The sequence below is a fragment of the Vibrio sp. R15-SG3-ISO1B genome (assembly GCF_059833835.1).
The window spans coordinates 54,104-71,267 of record NZ_JCBDGG010000047.1 but is presented as its reverse complement, the minus strand read 5'-3'; the positions used below and the strand labels follow the sequence as shown (position 1 = coordinate 71,267).

The window sequence follows — 17,164 nt, the reverse complement described above, 5'->3', positions numbered from 1 at the left end:
AAAATAACGTGAAGTTAGAGGCGCGAATCATAATCACCAAAATCGTGAAATCAAAGCAATTTATCAGCCTCCAAGTGAAAAAATTTTTATGAAGTCTGACCTGTATGTTTGTTAACGAAACTAGCCCCCGTTATCTAACGTGGGTGGACGAGACTACGACCCGTGATTTGTTCAACCTGTTGCCCACTTTAAAACACAAAAAGTTCAAATATCAATCAAATCGTTGATAAAACTGGCAACAATGACGGTTCTGATTTTAGAGTGCGAGATGTTTCAGTATAATGATGTTAATTTTTTCTCTAAAAGTGAGTGTGCCAGCGTAACATGGCAGGCAGACCAGTGATGGAATTCCAATGAAGAGTGAGTTTGAAAAAGACTTCAACCTTGGCGGCAGTATCGAGCGCGCCTTATCCGGAAATTACGAGCTGAAGGTGGTGGATGTGCTCAAAGAAGCGGGCCAGCACACCATGAAACATTTCATCTCTTTCTCTCCGGCGATCATCGCCTTGATTGCGTTGCAACTGGCGATTTTTTATATCGCTCTAAAATTGCAACTGGGTAATCCTTCTATCATCTTCGATGCGATTTTAGGTACCGCAGAGTTCGACCCCAGTATTTTCAGTGCGATTATGGTCGCCAACTTTAGTTACGAAGTGATCAGTGCACCGATTTATGCCGGGATCAGCTTAATGGCGATGAGTCACGCGGCTGGACTCTCAACCAAGCCCCGCCACATGCTCAAAGGGCTACAACATACCATTCCAGTTATTATGGCGACACTGTTTAGCCTGCTCCTTCAAGGCGTGGCCGGAATGATTCTGCCCTTTGTTTCTATGTATTTGTCGCTAGCGTTTAGCAACTCTATGCTCCTTATCTGTGAGAAGCGTGTACCGCCCATGCAATCGCTGCTGTTGTCGCTGCGCGCCGTTAATAAGAAGTTTTTCCCACTAGTGGGTTTGTATTCCGTCGTAACGGTGCTGTTTATCGTCGGTGTGATGTTCTACGGAATCGGCCTCATTTTTGTGCTGCCGTTTTTCTTCCACGTCAAAGGCATCGTGTACCGCAATATGTTTGGTATTAAGCTAAAAATTGTCACCAAAGAACAACCTACAGATGAGAATGATGATGACAACGACCCACAAATTTTCAATGCGTAAGACGGAACTACTTGTTTTAGTGATCGCAGCTCTGGTTGCCAGTTGCAGTTACTACCAGTACGAGAAACAGGATCGAGAAGAGGCGGTGAGCGTTTCCTATTCTCAAGCGAAGAAAGTCGGTAAAGCGCCAGATTTTACTCGCTTTGATGATGTCTCCGAGAAAAAACAGGCGTTCTTCGACTACCTACGCCCGGGTATCGAGTTGGAAAACCAGAGAGTCAAAAAAGAGCGTTCGCGTTTAGACATCATTCAACGTCGTTTTCAAAAGGGTCAGTTAACAGCCAAAGATCGTCAATACGCCTCTGAGTTGGGTGAACGTTACAACGTCCAGCTTCCAGAAGGCGGCATTGATCAAGCTTGGCTTGAGACTATGTTGCATCGCGTCGATGTATTGCCGGAATCTCTGGTGTTGGTTCAAGCCGCCAATGAGTCAGCTTGGGGCACGTCGCGTTTCGCCCGCAAGGCAAACAACTACTTTGGTCAATGGTGTTACTCCGAAGGGTGCGGTGTGGTACCGCTGAAGCGGGGCGATGATATGAGCCATGAAGTTGCCAAGTTTAAATCGGTCCAGCAGTCCATTCATGGCTATTTTATGAATGTGAATCGTAATCACGCGTATGAAGACTTGCGTGAGATCCGTTACCAACGACATGTAAAAGATAAAAGTCTTACCGACACTGAAGCAGCTATCGCTTTAACTAATGGCTTGCTGCGCTATTCTGAGCGCGGTGAGGACTATGTCCAAGACATCAAGACGATGATCATGCATAATCAGGACTTCTGGGAAGATAACCTGACAAAACAATAAGTAACGATAATGACTCGATTAAAGTTAGCCCTAGGACTTGGGTTTGCAGCGGCGATAGCGTGCACGCCCGTCGCAGCGCAAGAATACATGTTTACCTACACCAAGCTTTACACCCACATGAAGCAAAACGCCAAAGAGGGACATGAAGACGTTAAAATCGGCTTCTTTTTTCTCAATGCCGATACGAAGCGTAATTGCGTGATTGAGAAAGCCTGGATGGAAAAAGAGCAGCACTACGAAGAGCTTAAGTCCTCTCAGTACCATGAGCTTTTGGTACCACTCGATAACAATTTGCGTTCTGCGAATCCATTGGTTTTCGTGCGCACCCCGCAAGATCAGCGCTGTGATTTCTCGATGGTCGTCATGACCAAACAGCCAATGGAAGGAGAGGTCTCGTACCAAGAGGTTGAGGTGCTCCTTCCTCAAATGCATGCCATGCTTGTCGATCTCGGAGGGATGTTCGCTAGCTGGTTCACGCCAGATGTAGAAGGTGTCACGTTGGAGTTTCCCAACGATCTCAATGGTGTGATTCAGTTCTCCAATGGCTCAGAGAAAGCGATTGTGGATGGCAAAGTGCAAGTGGCGTTAAGTGAGATTGGTGAGGGGGGCAAGATGACTCTCCCAACCCAAACTGCGCGAGTGTTGCCATACTTACCCAAGGCAAAATAGCCATCTACTTGTCTTTACCTAAACGTAATAAGGGCCGCATCTGCGGCCCTTATTCTTTATGACGACTAAACCTGACTACAAGTTGGTCACATTGAGCTGAAGGCTAGGATCGAACTCTTGTACACGATCGTCTTCATCAAGCTCTGGAGTCGGGATCTCTTCTTTATCGAAGCCAATATCTCCACCGTTGATGACACCAGAGTCTTTATCAACGGATTTAAAATCGAACAGTTCAAAGTCAGCCAAGTGGCTAGGTACCACATTTTGCATAGCGCGGAACATGCTTTCGATTCGACCAGGGAAGCGTTTGTCCCACTCATTAAGCATCTGTTTGATGTTCTGGCGCTGCAAGTTTGGCTGTGAACCGCACAAGTTACACGGGATAATTGGATAGCCGCGCAAATCTGCATACTTGATGATGTCTTTTTCACGGCAGTACGCCAGCGGACGAATCACCACGTGCTCACCGTTATCCGACACCAATTTAGGTGGCATGCCTTTCATTTTTCCGCCGTGGAACATATTCAAAAAGAGTGTTTCGAGAATGTCATCGCGGTGGTGGCCAAGGGCAATCTTGGTTGCGCCCAACTCTTTTGCAGTGCGATACAAGATACCACGACGCAAACGTGAACAGAGTGAACAGGTCGTTTTGCCTTCAGGGATCTTATCTTGAACGATAGAGTACGTATCCTCTTCGACAATTTTGTATTCGACACCAAGTGACTCTAAATACTCTGGCAGGATGTGTGCAGGGAAGCCAGGCTGTTTTTGATCAAGGTTGACCGCAATCAATTGGAAATTGATTGGCGCACTCTTTTGTAAACTCATCAAAATATCAAGCATAGTAAAGCTGTCTTTGCCGCCGGATAAGCAAACCATAATGCGATCACCGTCTTCAATCATATTGAAGTCTTGGATGGCTTGGCCGGTGTTGCGGCGGATACGCTTTTGCAGCTTATTAAAGTTGTATTGTTGAGCTTTAGTTAGCTCTTGAGTTTGCTCAGTCATCAGCTTGCAGTCTTAATCAATCATGAATCCAAATGAAGTGCGTATGATACGGATAAATCACTCAGATGCCAGCGTTAGCGCAGAAAATAATTTACCGGCTTGAGGTCCAAACCGCGGTCTTTTGAGAGGAAAGAAAATAGCCTCACCAAAGGGTGAGGCTATTGAAGGAGAACAAGTCCATTAGATTGCTGTTTTAGGATCGAGTGGGCTGATATAACCAGCGGGTTTCAGTGCGAGTACATCGCAATTGATCTTATCAATCACATGTTCAGCGGTATTCCCGATAAACACCGCTGAGAGTCCGGTGCGTCCAGTGGTACCGATAATCACCATAGCGGCATTCTCTTTTATAGCGGCGTCTGGGATAACGTCCTCTGGCAAACCTTGCTCTACAATGGTTTGCTCTTCATCAAAACCATGTTTTTGTCTCAGTGCTTTCATCGCTGTTAAGTGGTGGCCGCGAACAGCATCGGTATAGGTGGTCGGGTCAAACTCTGGTAACTCAATAGTAATGTTGGCCGGTGTGACTGGATAAGCGTTAACAAGCAGCGGACGTGCGCCTAATCGCTCAGACAAACTCTTTAGCTGCTCAACCATTTCATCGTTTAACCCAATGTGTGTGTCATTTTCTGAACCCACGTGCACGGAGGCGAGAATACTTGCGTCCTCTGGCCACGTTTCGTTTTTAACCAGCAACACAGGAGAAGGGCATTTACGCAGCAAATGCCAATCGGTTGGGGTGAAAATCACCGATTCTAAGACGTCATGCTTGCGTGTACCTTTAATAACGATGTCGTGTTCACCAGAAAAGACTTCGGCTATAATCGCTTCATATGGACGGTTGTGCCACACCACTTTGACTTCAAACTCCACGTTGTCATTCAAATAGGGCTGTGCGACTTTTTGCATCCATTGCTCGCGTTGACCGATCACACCTCGGCGCATTGCATCTCTTTCATCAGAAGAGAGCATTGAGGTCATGTCATAAGAGAAGTCATAGATAGAGAGAAAGAACGTCACTCGACTCGGTGAACGGCTCTGCGCGGCAAGCTGCATCGCTCTGGAAAGGGCGGGTTGTTCTTCTTTATTGATATCGGCAACCACTAAAATCTTATTGTAAATGCTCATAATTACTCCTTGGAGTAGAGTTGGGCTATAAGATTAATGTAGCTTACTTTTGAGGAGAGTATTAGGAAAACAATGCGGAAAGTAGAAGAAGTATGATGTAGCTCAGAATAGAGCTACATCATTGAACTGATTACGATTCTTTTGAAACGCCCGCCAGATCCATCAGCGCATCGTGGTCGATGATGGTGATGTATTTCCCTTTCACGCTGAGAATTTCAGACTTTTGGAAACGGCCTAGCAAACGCGAGATTGTCTCTACCGTCAATCCGAGATAGTTACCAATATCACCACGAGTCATGGTTAAACGGAACTCACGAGGGCTAAAGCCGCGCTGCGAAAAACGAGTTGAAAGGTTGTATAGGAAAGCAGCGAGACGCTCTTCTGCGTTCTTCTTTGAGAGCAGGAGAATCATGTCTTGGTCGCCTTTGATTTCATTACTCATCAGGCGCATGATTTGCTGACGCAACTTAGGCATTTTACCTGAAAGGTCGTCCAAGATTTCATAAGGGATCTCACACACCATCGACGTCTCAAGCGCTTGAGCGAAACTTGGGTGACAATCACCAGTAATCGCATCAAAGCCTACAAGGTCACCGGCGAGGTGAAAGGCTGTAATTTGTTCATCGCCTTGCTCGGTAATGGTGTAGCTCTTAATGGTTCCTGAACGAATTGCGTAAAGAGATTTAAGCTCATCACCCGCTTTAAATAGCTCTTGGCCTTTCTGGATAGGCTTCTTTCGTTCGATAATTTGGTCAAGCTGGTCAAGTTCGGACTCGTTCAAAGTGAACGGAATACAAAGCTGACTGATACTACAGTCCTGACAGTGAATCGCACAACCACCGGACTGAATTCGCTTTGTTGCAGGCTTTTCAGAAATCATAACAACCTTTCACTATTTGATATACATCAATATTTTAGCACCCATTAGCGGCAAAAGGTAGCGGAAAAAAATGTATAAAAACAGGTATCTATAAACTAATTAATAAAATCGATATTGCATCATATCCGGTAAAAATGCCGTAGATTAACAGCATAAACGCAACAATTTGACGAAATACTGAAGAATTTTGAATCCGCTTAAGCGCCTCAGCCCCCATGCCAACCGCCAGCATCGCGGGTAGGGTTCCCAGCCCAAACATCAACATGACTAAGGCGCCGTTTAGCGCGCTGCCAGACACCGCAGACCACGTCAATGTGGAGTAGACAAGTCCGCAGGGTAGCCATCCCCAGACCATGCCAAACGGAAGGGCGTGCAAGGGGGATTGTAAAGGCAGTAGGGATTTGCCCGCTGGAGCGATATAACGCCAAAGCTGCTGACCCAGCTTTTCAATATGCAGCAGTCCGTGCCACCATTTTCCGATGTAACACGCCAGCAAAATCATGAAAAGTGCCGCCAGCAAACGAAGCCATATCAAGACACTATTTATTTGGCTCAGTTTGCTCAACGACGCCACTGCGCCGCCGACGATGGCTCCAAGCAGTGCGTAACTGATTAATCGACCAAGATTGTAATAAACGGGCGTCCAGCGAGAGGGCGAGGTTTGCCCGATGGTGAGCATTGAGGCGATACCACCACACATCCCCATACAATGTCCGGCCCCGACAAGACCGATAACAAACGCGCCGAACCAATCAATCATCATGGCTCACGTTTCTTTTGCTCAGACTCATCTTCGTCAAACAGAATGTTGTGACCTTGACGCTCGAGATCTTCAAACTGCTCGCTTTTCACTGCCCACAGAAACACCGCTACGGCAACACAAACCAGTACGATGGCAATAGGGATTAAGATATACAAGCTTTCCATTTACTTACCCTGTTCTTTGAGCAAACGCAGAGAGTTCGATACTACAATAATTGAGCTTGCAGACATACCAACCACAGCAAAATAAGGCGCGACCAAGCCGGCAACAGCGAGTGGCAAAATCAATACGTTATAGCCCAGTGACCACGCGAGGTTTTCACGGATGATTTTTCGAGTTTGCAGCGCGAGTTTGCGTGCATCAAGGATTCGTTCCAAGTGATCACCAAGCAACACCATGTCCGCTGAGGCTTTGGCAACATCGGCACCACCACCCATGGCGACAGACAGATGCGCGCCGGCGAGAGTAGGGGCATCGTTAATGCCATCCCCGATCATCATGGTGACGTCATTCGCATCAACGTGGTTTAAGAATTCGAGCTTGTCTTGAGGCTTGGCTCCTGCGACTACATCCTCAATCCCAATTTGCTCGGCGACCAATGTCGCGTTGGTGTGGGAATCACCCGTTAGCAGCGTCACTTTGATGCCCGCTTGCTGAAACTGCTCAATAAACGGCTTGGCGTCCTTACGAATCGGGTCGTGATATTCAAAGGTGGCCACTAGCTCGTTATTCAGTGATAAGTAAATGCAGTTAGGTGAGGGACTCGCCCCTTCACCAATCACAAACGAGGCACTGCCTATTTTCGCAATCGCACCATCAATCGAACCGGTTACACCAGAACCAATTACGTTCTCGATGTCTTGAATCTCCAGGCTCTGAACCGCATAAGGCTTAAACGCACGGGCCAGAGGATGATTGGCGTGGGACTCCAATGCTGCGGCCATAGAGAGCGCTTCTTCACGAGTGATATCTCCATGGAGCGTCACGTGACGAATTTCAATGTCACCATGCGTTAAGGTCCCGGTTTTATCGATGATCAAATGGTTCACTTTACACAGCGTTTCGAACACGTGGCTTTTGCGCAGAAGTATGCCAAAATTGCCCATGCGAGATGTCGCGCAGGTCAACGCCGTTGGTGTCGCGAGAGAGAGGGCGCAAGGACAGGTCGCGACCAATACTGACAACATGATCCAGAATGCATCGTCTGGGTTTGCTTGGTGCCAAAAGAACCAGGTAACCGCAGCAATCACCAAAATAATCGCGACAAAATAGCGCGCAACGACGTCGGCTATCTCGGCGATTTTGGGTTTCGCAAGCTGTGCTTCATCTTGCAGGCGTACAATTTTCGAGATCATCGAGTCCGCTTTGCTGGATGTCACCTCAAGTTCAAACGCTTCCTCGCCGTTGAGGGTACCGGCGTACACATAATCCTCGACATTTTTCACGACAGGAACGGATTCGCCCGTTAACATCGACTCATCGATGTGGACTCGGCCTTTGATGATCTTGCCATCGGCAGGAATGTGCTCACCGGGTAACACGCGGATTTGATCACCAAGTTTTAGGCTTCTGACGGCAATTTGGTCACCTTGAACCGTGGTGGCCATTGCAGGTATTAATTTAAGCAGGTTTCCACTTGCAGCGGCGGCTTTGCGTCTTGCGCGCATTTCAAGAAAGCGGCCAACCAAAAGGAAAAACGCAAACATCGAAATGGATTCAAAGAAAACTTCACCTTGCTCTGTAATGGTCGCCACCAAACTGGCAAAGTAGGCAAAAATCATCGCCAAAGAGACGGGGACATCCATGCCGAGAGTTTTACTGCGTAAGCTACGCCATGCATTTAGGTAAAAGGGCAGCGCCGAGTAGAGCATAACCGGTGTGGCAAAAATAAGGCTTACCCAGCGAAAGTAGTGTTTAAACTCGGGTTCTAGATCGCCAAACACTTCAAGGTAGAGCGCCACTGCCAACATCATGACTTGCATGGTCGCAAGGCCAGCTATACCTAACCGATAGAGGTACTGCTTCATTTGCTGATGGTAAGCCGCTTCTTGCTGGTCAGCTTCAAATGGCGCAGCTTTGTAACCCAATTGGTGAATCGACGAGAGAAGATCGCTGAGTCGAGTTTTGCTTTTATCCCACGCGAGTATCGCACGATTGGTCGTGGTGTTGACACGAATAGACAAAACGCCAGATTGGGTCGAAACTTGTTTCTCAATCAGCCAAGCACAAGCCGCACAAGAGACACCATCGAGTGACAATGTCACCTCTGCATGTTCTTCATTGGTTCTGACAAACTCCGATTGAACCTCTTCGTTGTCATAGTGAATGAGTGCCTTGAGCTGCTCGGGAACCAGTTCGACTTTTTCTGCAGGCGCTGTTCGATATTGATAGTAGGACACGAGCCCGCTATCAATAATCGTTTGGGCGACGGTTTCACACCCTGGGCAACACATATCGCGAGATTCGCCGAGGATCTCCACCTTATAATCCGTGTTGTCTGGTACTTCTTCACCACAGTGGTAACACGATTTACACATAGCTACGCTTACATCAATTAGTTGGAAAGAGGGATGGCCATCTCAGAAGGGAATGTCACGCGGCCTTGAATTAACCATTGTGCATCATGAGGGGTCAGTTCGATAAACCAGGGGCCTTGCAGCGCCTCGTCGAGCTCAAAGCGATATTGACCTTTGGCGTCAGACGTCAGTAATCGGCTAAAATCGCGATCAGGCAGTGTGCGATGGGCAAACATCGCGGTGATTGCGGGGAAGTGTTCGAGAGTGCCTTTATCAAGCGTGATGACGATAGCGTTTTCGTTAGAGACGACTTGAGCGCTGAGTCCTAACTCTTTTGCAACGTTAATCTTTGAAATATCAACGTTGATCCCTTTTCCTTTTTTATAGTAATCCTCAGTAACCAGGTCGACCGAGTTCTGAGTGAAAATAACGACCGTTATAATAGTCCACACCACCACGATCGATGGAAGGATGATTAGAAACCACGGCCAAAACTGCTTATACCAAGGCTTTTCCATAAAAAAGTTCTCAATTTATAAAATGAAATCAGGGCTTTAACTGTAAAGGAAAGACAGCCCCATTACCATCTGTTGACAGCATGGGGCTGGAATTGAAATGTAACTTATTGTTCTGAGTTGCTTAGGCTCCATACATAGGCAGCGACAAGTTGCACTTTGTCTTCACCTAGTATGTCTTTCCAAGCTGGCATTACGCCTGAGCGGCCGTTCATGACCGTCTCTGTCACTTCAGCACGCGAGCCACCGAACAACCAATCTTGGTCAGTCAGATCCGGTGCACCCACAGCTGGGTTACCTTTACCGTCCGTACCATGACAAGCCGCACAAACCGCAAAACGTACTTTACCCGATTCTGCTTCGCGCGCGTTCACGCTACGACCTGACAAGCTCAGCGTATAGCTCACGACTTCTTTCACGCCTTCTTCGCCAAGCGCATCTTTCCACGCAGGCATTTGACCGATTCGGCCTTGCATGATGGTGGTCACGATAGCTTCTGGCTCGCCACCGTATAGCCATGCGTCGTCAGTCAAATTAGGGAATCCTTTTTGACCGCGAGCGTCAGAGCCGTGACACTGCGAACAGTTTTGTAAGAACAGGCGCTGACCCACTTTTACTGCTTCATCATCCGCTGCAATCGCAGGGATAGGGCGCAGATCAGAGGAGCCATCAACATACGCAAGTCGCTTGAATGCTTCACCAAAGTAGGCATCTGCATCATCAAGCTCTTTGGCGTATTGTACTAGCTGCTTGTTCCCTTGAGAGGCGGCAATCGACGCTTTTGACTCTTCAACCGAACGAACGGTTTGATCTGAGCTCTGCCAGCCCAAGACACCTTTAAAGCTGCCAAGACCTGGATAAAGCGTTAAATAGATCGCTGCAAATACGAACGTACCAATGAAAAGGTAGGTCCACCATTTAGGTAGAGGATTGTTAAGCTCACGAATACCATCGTATTCATGGCCCATATCAGCGCCTTCCTCTACGCCCATTTTGTCTTTAAGACACCAGATAAGTAGTGCAGCACAGCCGACCAGTGTTCCGACCGTGATGATAATTATCCAAAGACTCCAAAACGTCGTCATTGCTTAGTCACTCCCTGTTCTTTTTTGGGCTGTTCAATCTCGTCAGCAAAGACAAGGTTGGCATCTTCTTCGAAGCGAGCTTTACGGTTTTTGCCGTAAGCCCACCACACAACTCCAATAAAGCTCACGAACAGAACGATGGTCCAAATACTGTGAATAGTACCGATATCCATTACGTCACCCCTTATTTACTTCATTGCGTGACCAAGAGACTGAAGATAAGCAATGATGGCATCCATCTCTGTTTTACCTTCTACATCTTTAGACGCGTTTGCGATTTGTTCATCTGTGTAAGGCACGCCGAATAGGTCGCGGAAAATACGCAGTTTCTTCTCAGTGTCCTTACCATCCAGTTCATTGTCAGCCAGCCATGGGAAACCAGGCATGTTTGACTCAGGAACCAACTCGCGTGGGTCAATCAAGTGAACGCGGTGCCACTCGTCAGAGTAACGGCCACCAACGCGCGCAAGATCTGGACCTGTACGCTTAGAGCCCCATAAGAACGGATGCTCCCAAACGCTTTCGCCCGCGACGGAGTAGTGACCGTAGCGCTCTGTTTCCGAACGGAAAGGACGAATCATTTGGCTGTGACACACGTTACAACCTTCGCGAATGTAAATATCACGACCTTCGAGTTCCAGCGCAGAATAGGGACGCAAGTTTTCAACCGGCTCCGTTGTCTGTTTTTGGAAAATCAGTGGCGTGATTTCTACCAGCGCACCCAAACTGATGGCAAACACAATCAGGATCGCAAGCAAACCGACATTACGTTCTACTAGTTCGTGGCGATTGTTAGAATTTGAACTCATTCTTTAATCTCCTTATGCCGGTTGCGGGATAGCTTTCAGGCTATCTTTTGGCGCGGTAACGGTTTTGTACGTGTTGTATGCCATGAGGAACATACCTGCTAGGAAGATGAAGCCACCTAGGAAACGAACAAAATAGAACGGGTAAGACGCTTGCACAGACTCTACAAAACTATACGTTAATGTGCCGTCTGAGTTCACTGCGCGCCACATTAAGCCCTGCATAACGCCCGAAATCCACATCGCGACGATGTAAAGAACAGTACCGATAGTGGCAAGCCAGAAGTGGGCGTTGATCATGCCAACAGAGTACATACGTTGCTGACCGAACAGACGCGGAACCAAGTGGTAAACCGAACCAATCGACACCATAGCAACCCAACCTAACGCCCCTGAGTGCACGTGACCGATTGTCCAGTCAGTGTAGTGGGAAAGGGCATTGACGGTCTTAATCGACATCATCGGGCCTTCAAAGGTTGACATGCCATAGAACGACAGAGATACGATGAGGAAACGCAAAATTGGGTCATAACGAAGTTTGTGCCATGCGCCAGATAGCGTCATGATGCCGTTGATCATGCCACCCCAAGAAGGTGCGAACAGTACGAGAGACATCACCATACCGAGCGACTGAGTCCAGTCAGGCAGAGCCGTGTAGTGAAGGTGGTGTGGGCCTGCCCAGATGTATAGCGAGACCAATGCCCAGAAGTGAACAATCGATAAACGGTATGAATAAACGGGACGTTCAGCTTGCTTCGGAACAAAGTAGTACATCATGCCAAGGAAGCCAGCGGTCAGTAGGAAACCTACCGCGTTGTGTCCGTACCACCATTGTACCATTGCATCAACGGCACCGGAGTAGACAGAGTAAGACTTACCCATAGAAACCGGAATCGCCATGCTGTTGACAATATGCAATACAGCGACAGTGATGATGAACGCACCAAAGAACCAGTTTGCCACGTAGATGTGTGATGTTTTACGCGTAATCAGTGTGCCGAAGAACACTACTGCGTAAGCCACCCAGACAACAGCGATCGCAATATCGATCGGCCATTCTAGTTCCGCGTACTCTTTACCCGAGGTAAAACCGAGTGGGAGAGTGATCGCGGCTGCGAGGATAATTGCCTGCCAACCCCAGAAGGTGAAGGCGACGAGAGGGCCACCAAATAGACGTGTTTGACAAGTTCTCTGTACAACGTAATAAGACGTTGCGAATAGGGCACTTGTACCAAACGCAAAAATAACCGCATTAGTATGCAGAGGACGTAAGCGACTGTACGTCAACCACGGCGTATCAAAGTTTAGCTGTGGCCAAACTAATTGAGCGGCAATCAAAACACCAACAGCCATGCCGACGATACCCCAGAGAATAGTCACTAAGGTAAACTGACGGACGACCGTATAGTTGTAGTTTTGTTCTAGCTGCTTTTCTTGGCTCATTTGCATGCTTCCAATTTCTAATTAACTACACTTTACTTCCAACACGACACATGTCGTAATGCCACCCAAAACCTCAAGAAAATGTCGCCAATCTCAGTTGGTTAAATAATCTTGCCAGTTTTTAAAAAAAGTGGCACTTTCAGCCGCCAACTATACTTCATTTAACAATTCAATGACAGCATAGTAACCTTACACTTGGTCAGGTTTTGACCTTTTATTTTAAAAGTTTGAAGTTTGTTACACGGAGAACCCAACAGAATGGCTGCCCAAAAACTAACAAGAGGTCGTTTTGCTCAAATAATCATCATGTTAACCCTGCTTCTGACGGCGTTTTTCTGGCGTACTATCACGCACAAAGATGCGATAGAAGTGGTGTGCGAACTCAAACCCGCGTGCACATTTGTTGTCGAAAACGACCGCTTCACCGCAAAATTTGAGGCAAACGAGATTATCATCACCAAGCCCAATACAAACTGGCTGCTAAAATCGTTAGAATCACCGCAAACAATTACGGAAAGTGATACTGACTGGAGACTCGAGGCTACCGTCAATGAAGCGTTAAGTCTAAGCTTGCAAGACCTCAACAAGACCAAAGAAGCGACAATCAAGTTTCGAATGTAACTGAGCCCAAATTTGGGATAATTAACGTCCTACAATCCATTTTGATAGCCAATGGCTCGAACAGTGAGATGTTAAATTTGACGCGAACGAGCGAGAAAACGTGCGAGTTCTTCGTCGAAATCACAAATTATGGTATCGCTCAGCACTAATAATCAGCTTTGGAAATCTTTGATTAACAAACTGATTATTAGGTATTTTATGGTAAATACAATTATGTTTAATGGAATAGCTTATGGGATGGGTAGATTGGATAGGGAGTGGTACTCCCTGTGTTTGCTTATTGCACATTTAACATAATATACATAATGCGCACTAATTATGTAGGCACAATCTAGTTGTGTCAGGTTCTAGTCTAGCTATTTATAGTTATCCGTATTTGCTTAATTAAATTTTTGAGCTTTGAGGACCTCAACCGATGCTAACTCCCATGAGTGGCCAAGAAATTAATCGCTTCTAAATACGATACCGCCTTCATCAAATCCAAGGCAGACATCCTAAAACCAAATTCGACGTTTATCGAGTCAGCTAAGTCAATATAGCGCCTTTTCTTTGGCACATTTCTCCCGGGGCGATCCTAGTAACCGACGTTATCCCGCTGCTTTTGTTGGTTCAACTGCTAAGATTTGAGTTTAGATTTTTCGCGCAAGTTTGCTTATTAGGCTAATTGGTGGTTTGTATTTACCTCAAGCAAATTAGTTATAGTGCCTAATATCTACTGACATGGATATGAATGATGGCGTGTGGTATTGAGGATTTGTAACGCTTTCCTTTGGGGATCACATTCTTTGACTGGTCACATACCTGATGATCACCAGATGAGTTAACTCGGATAACTTTCAGATACTTATCGTCAAATTTAGTGTGTACGTACACGTCACAAAAACCTTGAACACCAGATTTATTTAACTGCTTAAGAACGTGTTTCTTGATCTTTTTTGCTACAGGGTAACGCTCTGCGTCGTCAGCAAAAGCTGAGAATGCGTGAAAGAAACAAAAGAGAAAGATTAGTAAAGATTTCATGTGGTCACCTCCTCTACCACCTTACTTATTGCAAGGTGGCGTGGTGAGACTAGATGACCGTTTTACGACGAGGCACTTTAATTATCATGCGAAAGCCATACGTTAATGGGCTTTCTTTCCAGATTTCGATTTAAACCCTTGATGTGGAAATACATTTCTAATGCGTTGCTGGACCTTTTTAGGAACTTGCTTAGAGAACACAAGTTTAGTCCCGGTACGTTGTTGATACACTTTCAACTCACCATCAAAAGGCGTTCTTTCCGCAATCTCTAAGACATTGTGGCGAAAGCTTGGTGGGAAATGGCCTTTCTCGCTTTCTAATTTACCGTTTACGAACTTCGCTTTTAAAATCGGTCTATCGACGGCGACTAACCAAAAGATAAAGACCGCCGCAATAACAATCACATACAACATACAAACCCCTTAATCTAACAGCTTACTTAAATCTTCTTTCAAGCTACTGACCGTCTTACTCGCTTTTTCGCTGCGCGATGCCTCGGTGAGTAAGTATTCGATCGCGTCTGATAAGGTACACCCCAACTCATTGGCGCGATAAGACAGCTTCTCCCATACACGATAATCAAGATCGATGGACTTCTTCTTAGTGTGGATTTGTTCCGCATTAAAGTGACGCTTTCTTTTGGCTCGGATTGCTTGCTTTAACTTGATGTCCAACTCGGGCGACATGTGTTTGTCTATCCATTCGAGAACCTTTACTGGCTCGTACTGGATTTGCTGAAGAGATTTAACAGCGGTCTCGGCTTCACTTCGATCAACATAGCGTGTAATCGACTCACCGGCCTTCCACTTGTTGATGAGATAAGTCCACTTCCATCCACATTCCAAGTTTTCCAATTGTTGATATTTCATGTCAGCCGTTCCCTAGTCGTTCTTCCCCTAACCGTTTGGGTGACAGCGTAACTCACAACGCACTGAGTTGAAAGTGATTTGTGAGCAAATTAAGAGCAAGATCAATGACACAATACGTTATTGCCCGTTATGCCCCCGATGTGTAACTTATACCTGTTCCCCCTATATAAGCCAGGCAGTTTTCTATATAATTCCACTCCATTTTTTAATTAAACAATTGGATTTCAATGAAGCAAGAAAGCTGGCGCACCGTGACCCCACACTATGATCATTTTGACGCAGTGTTGGCTCAATTCTCGACTCTACCGCAAGTGAGTTTTCTCGATATTCAAACGCGCCTTAAGCAGACATTGAACACGTATTGCAAACTAGAACACTATCGTTGCCTAATTCTGAATGCACCCGATAATGCACACTACCGAACTCTGCTGAAGCAATCCCTTCACAAGATTGATGAGTCCAAACAGGTTCTATGCTCTGAGTCCATTGACGCATCCTCACTTTTGGGTCACTACAGTTGCAATGAATCTGGTGACGTTGTCACCAAAATAACGGGTCAACTTCAACAAGCGACTGACGACGGAATCGTCATTATCTCTGCCAACTTGCTACTTGCTCACCCTGTTCATTGGCCAGCAATCAAGTCAGCGATAATGGGAGAGTCCTACCCGCTGATCAATAGCAACCCCGCGCGCCCTGCAAATCAAGCCCCTACGGCAGTAACCCAAGCGAAACTCATCGTATTGGGCGATCAACACCAACTCGCTGAGCTCGAATACCTAGAACCTGATCTTTTTAGCCGTCTGTCGATGTACAGCGAGGTGGAACTAGATGTTGCTCTCAACGAAGCGTCGATTGAACGTTACTTGGGTTATCTCTCTTGGTTATCGACACAGTACCAACTTCCAAGCTTGGAGGTAGATGCGGTTAAGCGCGTCATGGTTGCCGGTGCAAGGCACACCGAAGACCAAAGCTTTATGCCACTTGATGTGAGTTGGTATCAATCGATTATTAAAGAGGCACAGCTATTTTCTAACAGCGATGTCATCACTGCCAACGACATAGACAGTGCGATTGATGCTAAGTACCAGCGTGAGTCATATCTTTGCGAACGCGCCCTGTCGGACATCACCGAAGGACAAGTCGTGATTGAAACGCAAGGTGAGTGTGTTGGCCAAGTGAATGGACTCACTGTAATTGATGTCCCAGGACACCCGCTCTCATATGGTGAGCCGGCACGTATCTCTTGCGTGATTCATTTTGGTGATGGCGACATCTCTGATGTAGAGCGAAAGGCCGAGCTAGGCGGTAACTTACACGCGAAAGGTATGATGATCATGCAAGCGTTCGTCAGCAGCGCACTTAATCTCGATGAACCGCTGCCATATTCCGCCTCTGTCGTGTTTGAGCAATCGTATAGCGAAGTGGATGGTGACAGTGCGACTCTCGCTGAGCTCTGCTCTTTTGTCAGTGCCCTTTCCGAGTACCCTATTAATCAGCAAATTGCCGTAACGGGTGCGGTCGATCAGTTTGGTCGTGTTCAGGCGGTCGGTGGATTAAACGAGAAAATCGAAGGTTTTTATCACGTCTGTAAGCACCAGGGATTCACCGGGCATCAAGGCGTCATTTTACCTAAGACGAACTTAAAACACTTAGCGCTTCACAAAGACGTCATAGAAAGTATCAAGAATAACGAGTTCCATATTTGGTCGGTGTCTACGGTTGATGAGGCCATCCCGTTGATCATGGGTAAGCCCTTCCGAGGAGAAGACGAATCGAGCGTTATCAGCAAAATCGCTGAGCGTATAGAGAGCTTTGAGCGCCATGACCAACCCCTAAGCTTAATGGACAAGATCAAGAGTTGGCTTAGCTAAA

At 46.7% G+C, this 17,164-nt stretch carries 19 protein-coding genes; 5 read left to right on the top strand and 14 right to left on the bottom strand.

What is annotated here, in order from left to right:
- Window positions 1-353: 353 nt before the first annotated feature.
- The 3 genes from AC6R0S_RS14600 to AC6R0S_RS14590 are packed head-to-tail and all read left to right on the top strand — an operon-like array spanning window position 354 to window position 2,634.
- Window positions 354-1,157, top strand: coding sequence for a DUF2189 domain-containing protein (locus AC6R0S_RS14600; RefSeq protein WP_487901958.1), 804 nt, complete (start codon window positions 354-356; stop codon window positions 1,155-1,157).
- Window positions 1,150-1,965 carry a glucosaminidase domain-containing protein gene (locus AC6R0S_RS14595; protein ID WP_500638214.1) on the top strand — a complete coding sequence of 272 codons (816 nt, stop codon included), beginning with the start codon at window positions 1,150-1,152 and terminating at the stop codon, window positions 1,963-1,965. The genes AC6R0S_RS14600 and AC6R0S_RS14595 overlap by 8 nt, the downstream gene beginning before the upstream one ends.
- 9 nt (window positions 1,966-1,974) lie before the next feature.
- Window positions 1,975-2,634, top strand: a complete 660-nt coding sequence (locus tag AC6R0S_RS14590) for a DUF2987 domain-containing protein (protein ID WP_500638213.1) — start codon at window positions 1,975-1,977, stop codon at window positions 2,632-2,634.
- A 75-nt stretch (window positions 2,635-2,709) separates the two neighbouring features.
- On the opposite strand, the gene ttcA is transcribed toward AC6R0S_RS14590, so the two are convergent.
- The 11 genes from ttcA to ccoN all read right to left on the bottom strand — a co-directional run bounded on the left by ttcA (window position 2,710) and on the right by ccoN (window position 12,778).
- Window positions 2,710-3,642: a tRNA 2-thiocytidine(32) synthetase TtcA gene (gene ttcA / locus AC6R0S_RS14585; RefSeq protein WP_500628126.1), complete on the bottom strand. Its 933-nt coding sequence runs from the start codon at window positions 3,640-3,642 to the stop codon at window positions 2,710-2,712.
- 180 nt (window positions 3,643-3,822) lie between these two features.
- Window positions 3,823-4,770, bottom strand: a complete 948-nt coding sequence (gene uspE, locus AC6R0S_RS14580) for a universal stress protein UspE (protein WP_334555353.1) — start codon at window positions 4,768-4,770, stop codon at window positions 3,823-3,825.
- Between the two features lie 130 nt (window positions 4,771-4,900).
- Entirely contained in the window at window positions 4,901-5,650 is a 750-nt protein-coding gene (gene fnr, locus AC6R0S_RS14575; protein ID WP_334555354.1) for a fumarate/nitrate reduction transcriptional regulator Fnr, read from the bottom strand.
- 88 nt (window positions 5,651-5,738) lie between these two features.
- Window positions 5,739-6,413: a sulfite exporter TauE/SafE family protein gene (locus tag AC6R0S_RS14570; RefSeq protein ID WP_500638212.1), complete on the bottom strand. Its 675-nt coding sequence runs from the start codon at window positions 6,411-6,413 to the stop codon at window positions 5,739-5,741.
- Window positions 6,410-6,577 carry a cbb3-type cytochrome oxidase assembly protein CcoS gene (gene ccoS, locus AC6R0S_RS14565; RefSeq protein ID WP_334555356.1) on the bottom strand — a complete coding sequence of 56 codons (168 nt, stop codon included), beginning with the start codon at window positions 6,575-6,577 and terminating at the stop codon, window positions 6,410-6,412. Before ccoS ends, AC6R0S_RS14570 begins: the two co-directional genes overlap by 4 nt.
- Window positions 6,578-8,950, bottom strand: a complete 2,373-nt coding sequence (locus AC6R0S_RS14560; RefSeq protein ID WP_500627731.1) for a heavy metal translocating P-type ATPase — start codon at window positions 8,948-8,950, stop codon at window positions 6,578-6,580.
- A 17-nt stretch (window positions 8,951-8,967) separates the two neighbouring features.
- Window positions 8,968-9,447: a FixH family protein gene (locus AC6R0S_RS14555; RefSeq protein WP_500638211.1), complete on the bottom strand. Its 480-nt coding sequence runs from the start codon at window positions 9,445-9,447 to the stop codon at window positions 8,968-8,970.
- Between the two features lie 104 nt (window positions 9,448-9,551).
- Window positions 9,552-10,529 (bottom strand): cytochrome-c oxidase, cbb3-type subunit III, encoded by a 978-nt coding sequence (ccoP, locus tag AC6R0S_RS14550; protein ID WP_500638210.1) that lies wholly within the window; start codon window positions 10,527-10,529, stop codon window positions 9,552-9,554.
- Complete coding sequence (locus AC6R0S_RS14545; protein WP_334555360.1) at window positions 10,526-10,702, bottom strand: cbb3-type cytochrome oxidase subunit 3; 177 nt, start codon at window positions 10,700-10,702, stop codon at window positions 10,526-10,528. The genes ccoP and AC6R0S_RS14545 overlap by 4 nt, the downstream gene beginning before the upstream one ends.
- A 15-nt stretch (window positions 10,703-10,717) precedes the next feature.
- A complete protein-coding gene (ccoO, locus tag AC6R0S_RS14540) occupies window positions 10,718-11,338 on the bottom strand; it encodes a cytochrome-c oxidase, cbb3-type subunit II (RefSeq protein WP_334555361.1) in 621 nt (206 codons plus the stop codon).
- Between the two features lie 12 nt (window positions 11,339-11,350).
- On the bottom strand, window positions 11,351-12,778 hold the full coding sequence (gene ccoN, locus AC6R0S_RS14535; protein ID WP_334555362.1) for a cytochrome-c oxidase, cbb3-type subunit I: 1,428 nt from the start codon (window positions 12,776-12,778) through the stop codon (window positions 11,351-11,353).
- A gap of 258 nt (window positions 12,779-13,036) precedes the next feature.
- Between ccoN and AC6R0S_RS14530 the strand changes: the two genes are divergently transcribed.
- Window positions 13,037-13,399, top strand: a complete 363-nt coding sequence (locus AC6R0S_RS14530) for a hypothetical protein (protein WP_500633386.1) — start codon at window positions 13,037-13,039, stop codon at window positions 13,397-13,399.
- Between the two features lie 705 nt (window positions 13,400-14,104).
- On the opposite strand, the gene AC6R0S_RS14525 is transcribed toward AC6R0S_RS14530, so the two are convergent.
- The 3 genes from AC6R0S_RS14525 to matP all read right to left on the bottom strand — a co-directional run bounded on the left by AC6R0S_RS14525 (window position 14,105) and on the right by matP (window position 15,289).
- Window positions 14,105-14,419 (bottom strand): hypothetical protein, encoded by a 315-nt coding sequence (locus AC6R0S_RS14525; RefSeq protein WP_500628133.1) that lies wholly within the window; start codon window positions 14,417-14,419, stop codon window positions 14,105-14,107.
- Window positions 14,420-14,521: 102 nt separating this feature from the next.
- The gene (locus AC6R0S_RS14520) at window positions 14,522-14,833 is read right to left on the bottom strand and encodes a DUF3634 family protein (RefSeq protein WP_500638209.1); all 312 of its coding nucleotides are present in this window, start codon (window positions 14,831-14,833) and stop codon (window positions 14,522-14,524) included.
- A gap of 9 nt (window positions 14,834-14,842) precedes the next feature.
- The gene (gene matP / locus AC6R0S_RS14515; protein ID WP_500638208.1) at window positions 14,843-15,289 is read right to left on the bottom strand and encodes a macrodomain Ter protein MatP; all 447 of its coding nucleotides are present in this window, start codon (window positions 15,287-15,289) and stop codon (window positions 14,843-14,845) included.
- 227 nt (window positions 15,290-15,516) lie between these two features.
- On the opposite strand from matP, the gene AC6R0S_RS14510 reads away from it, so the two are divergent.
- Window positions 15,517-17,163 carry a S16 family serine protease gene (locus AC6R0S_RS14510; protein WP_500638207.1) on the top strand — a complete coding sequence of 549 codons (1,647 nt, stop codon included), beginning with the start codon at window positions 15,517-15,519 and terminating at the stop codon, window positions 17,161-17,163.
- The last annotated feature ends 1 nt before the right edge of the window (window position 17,164 follow it).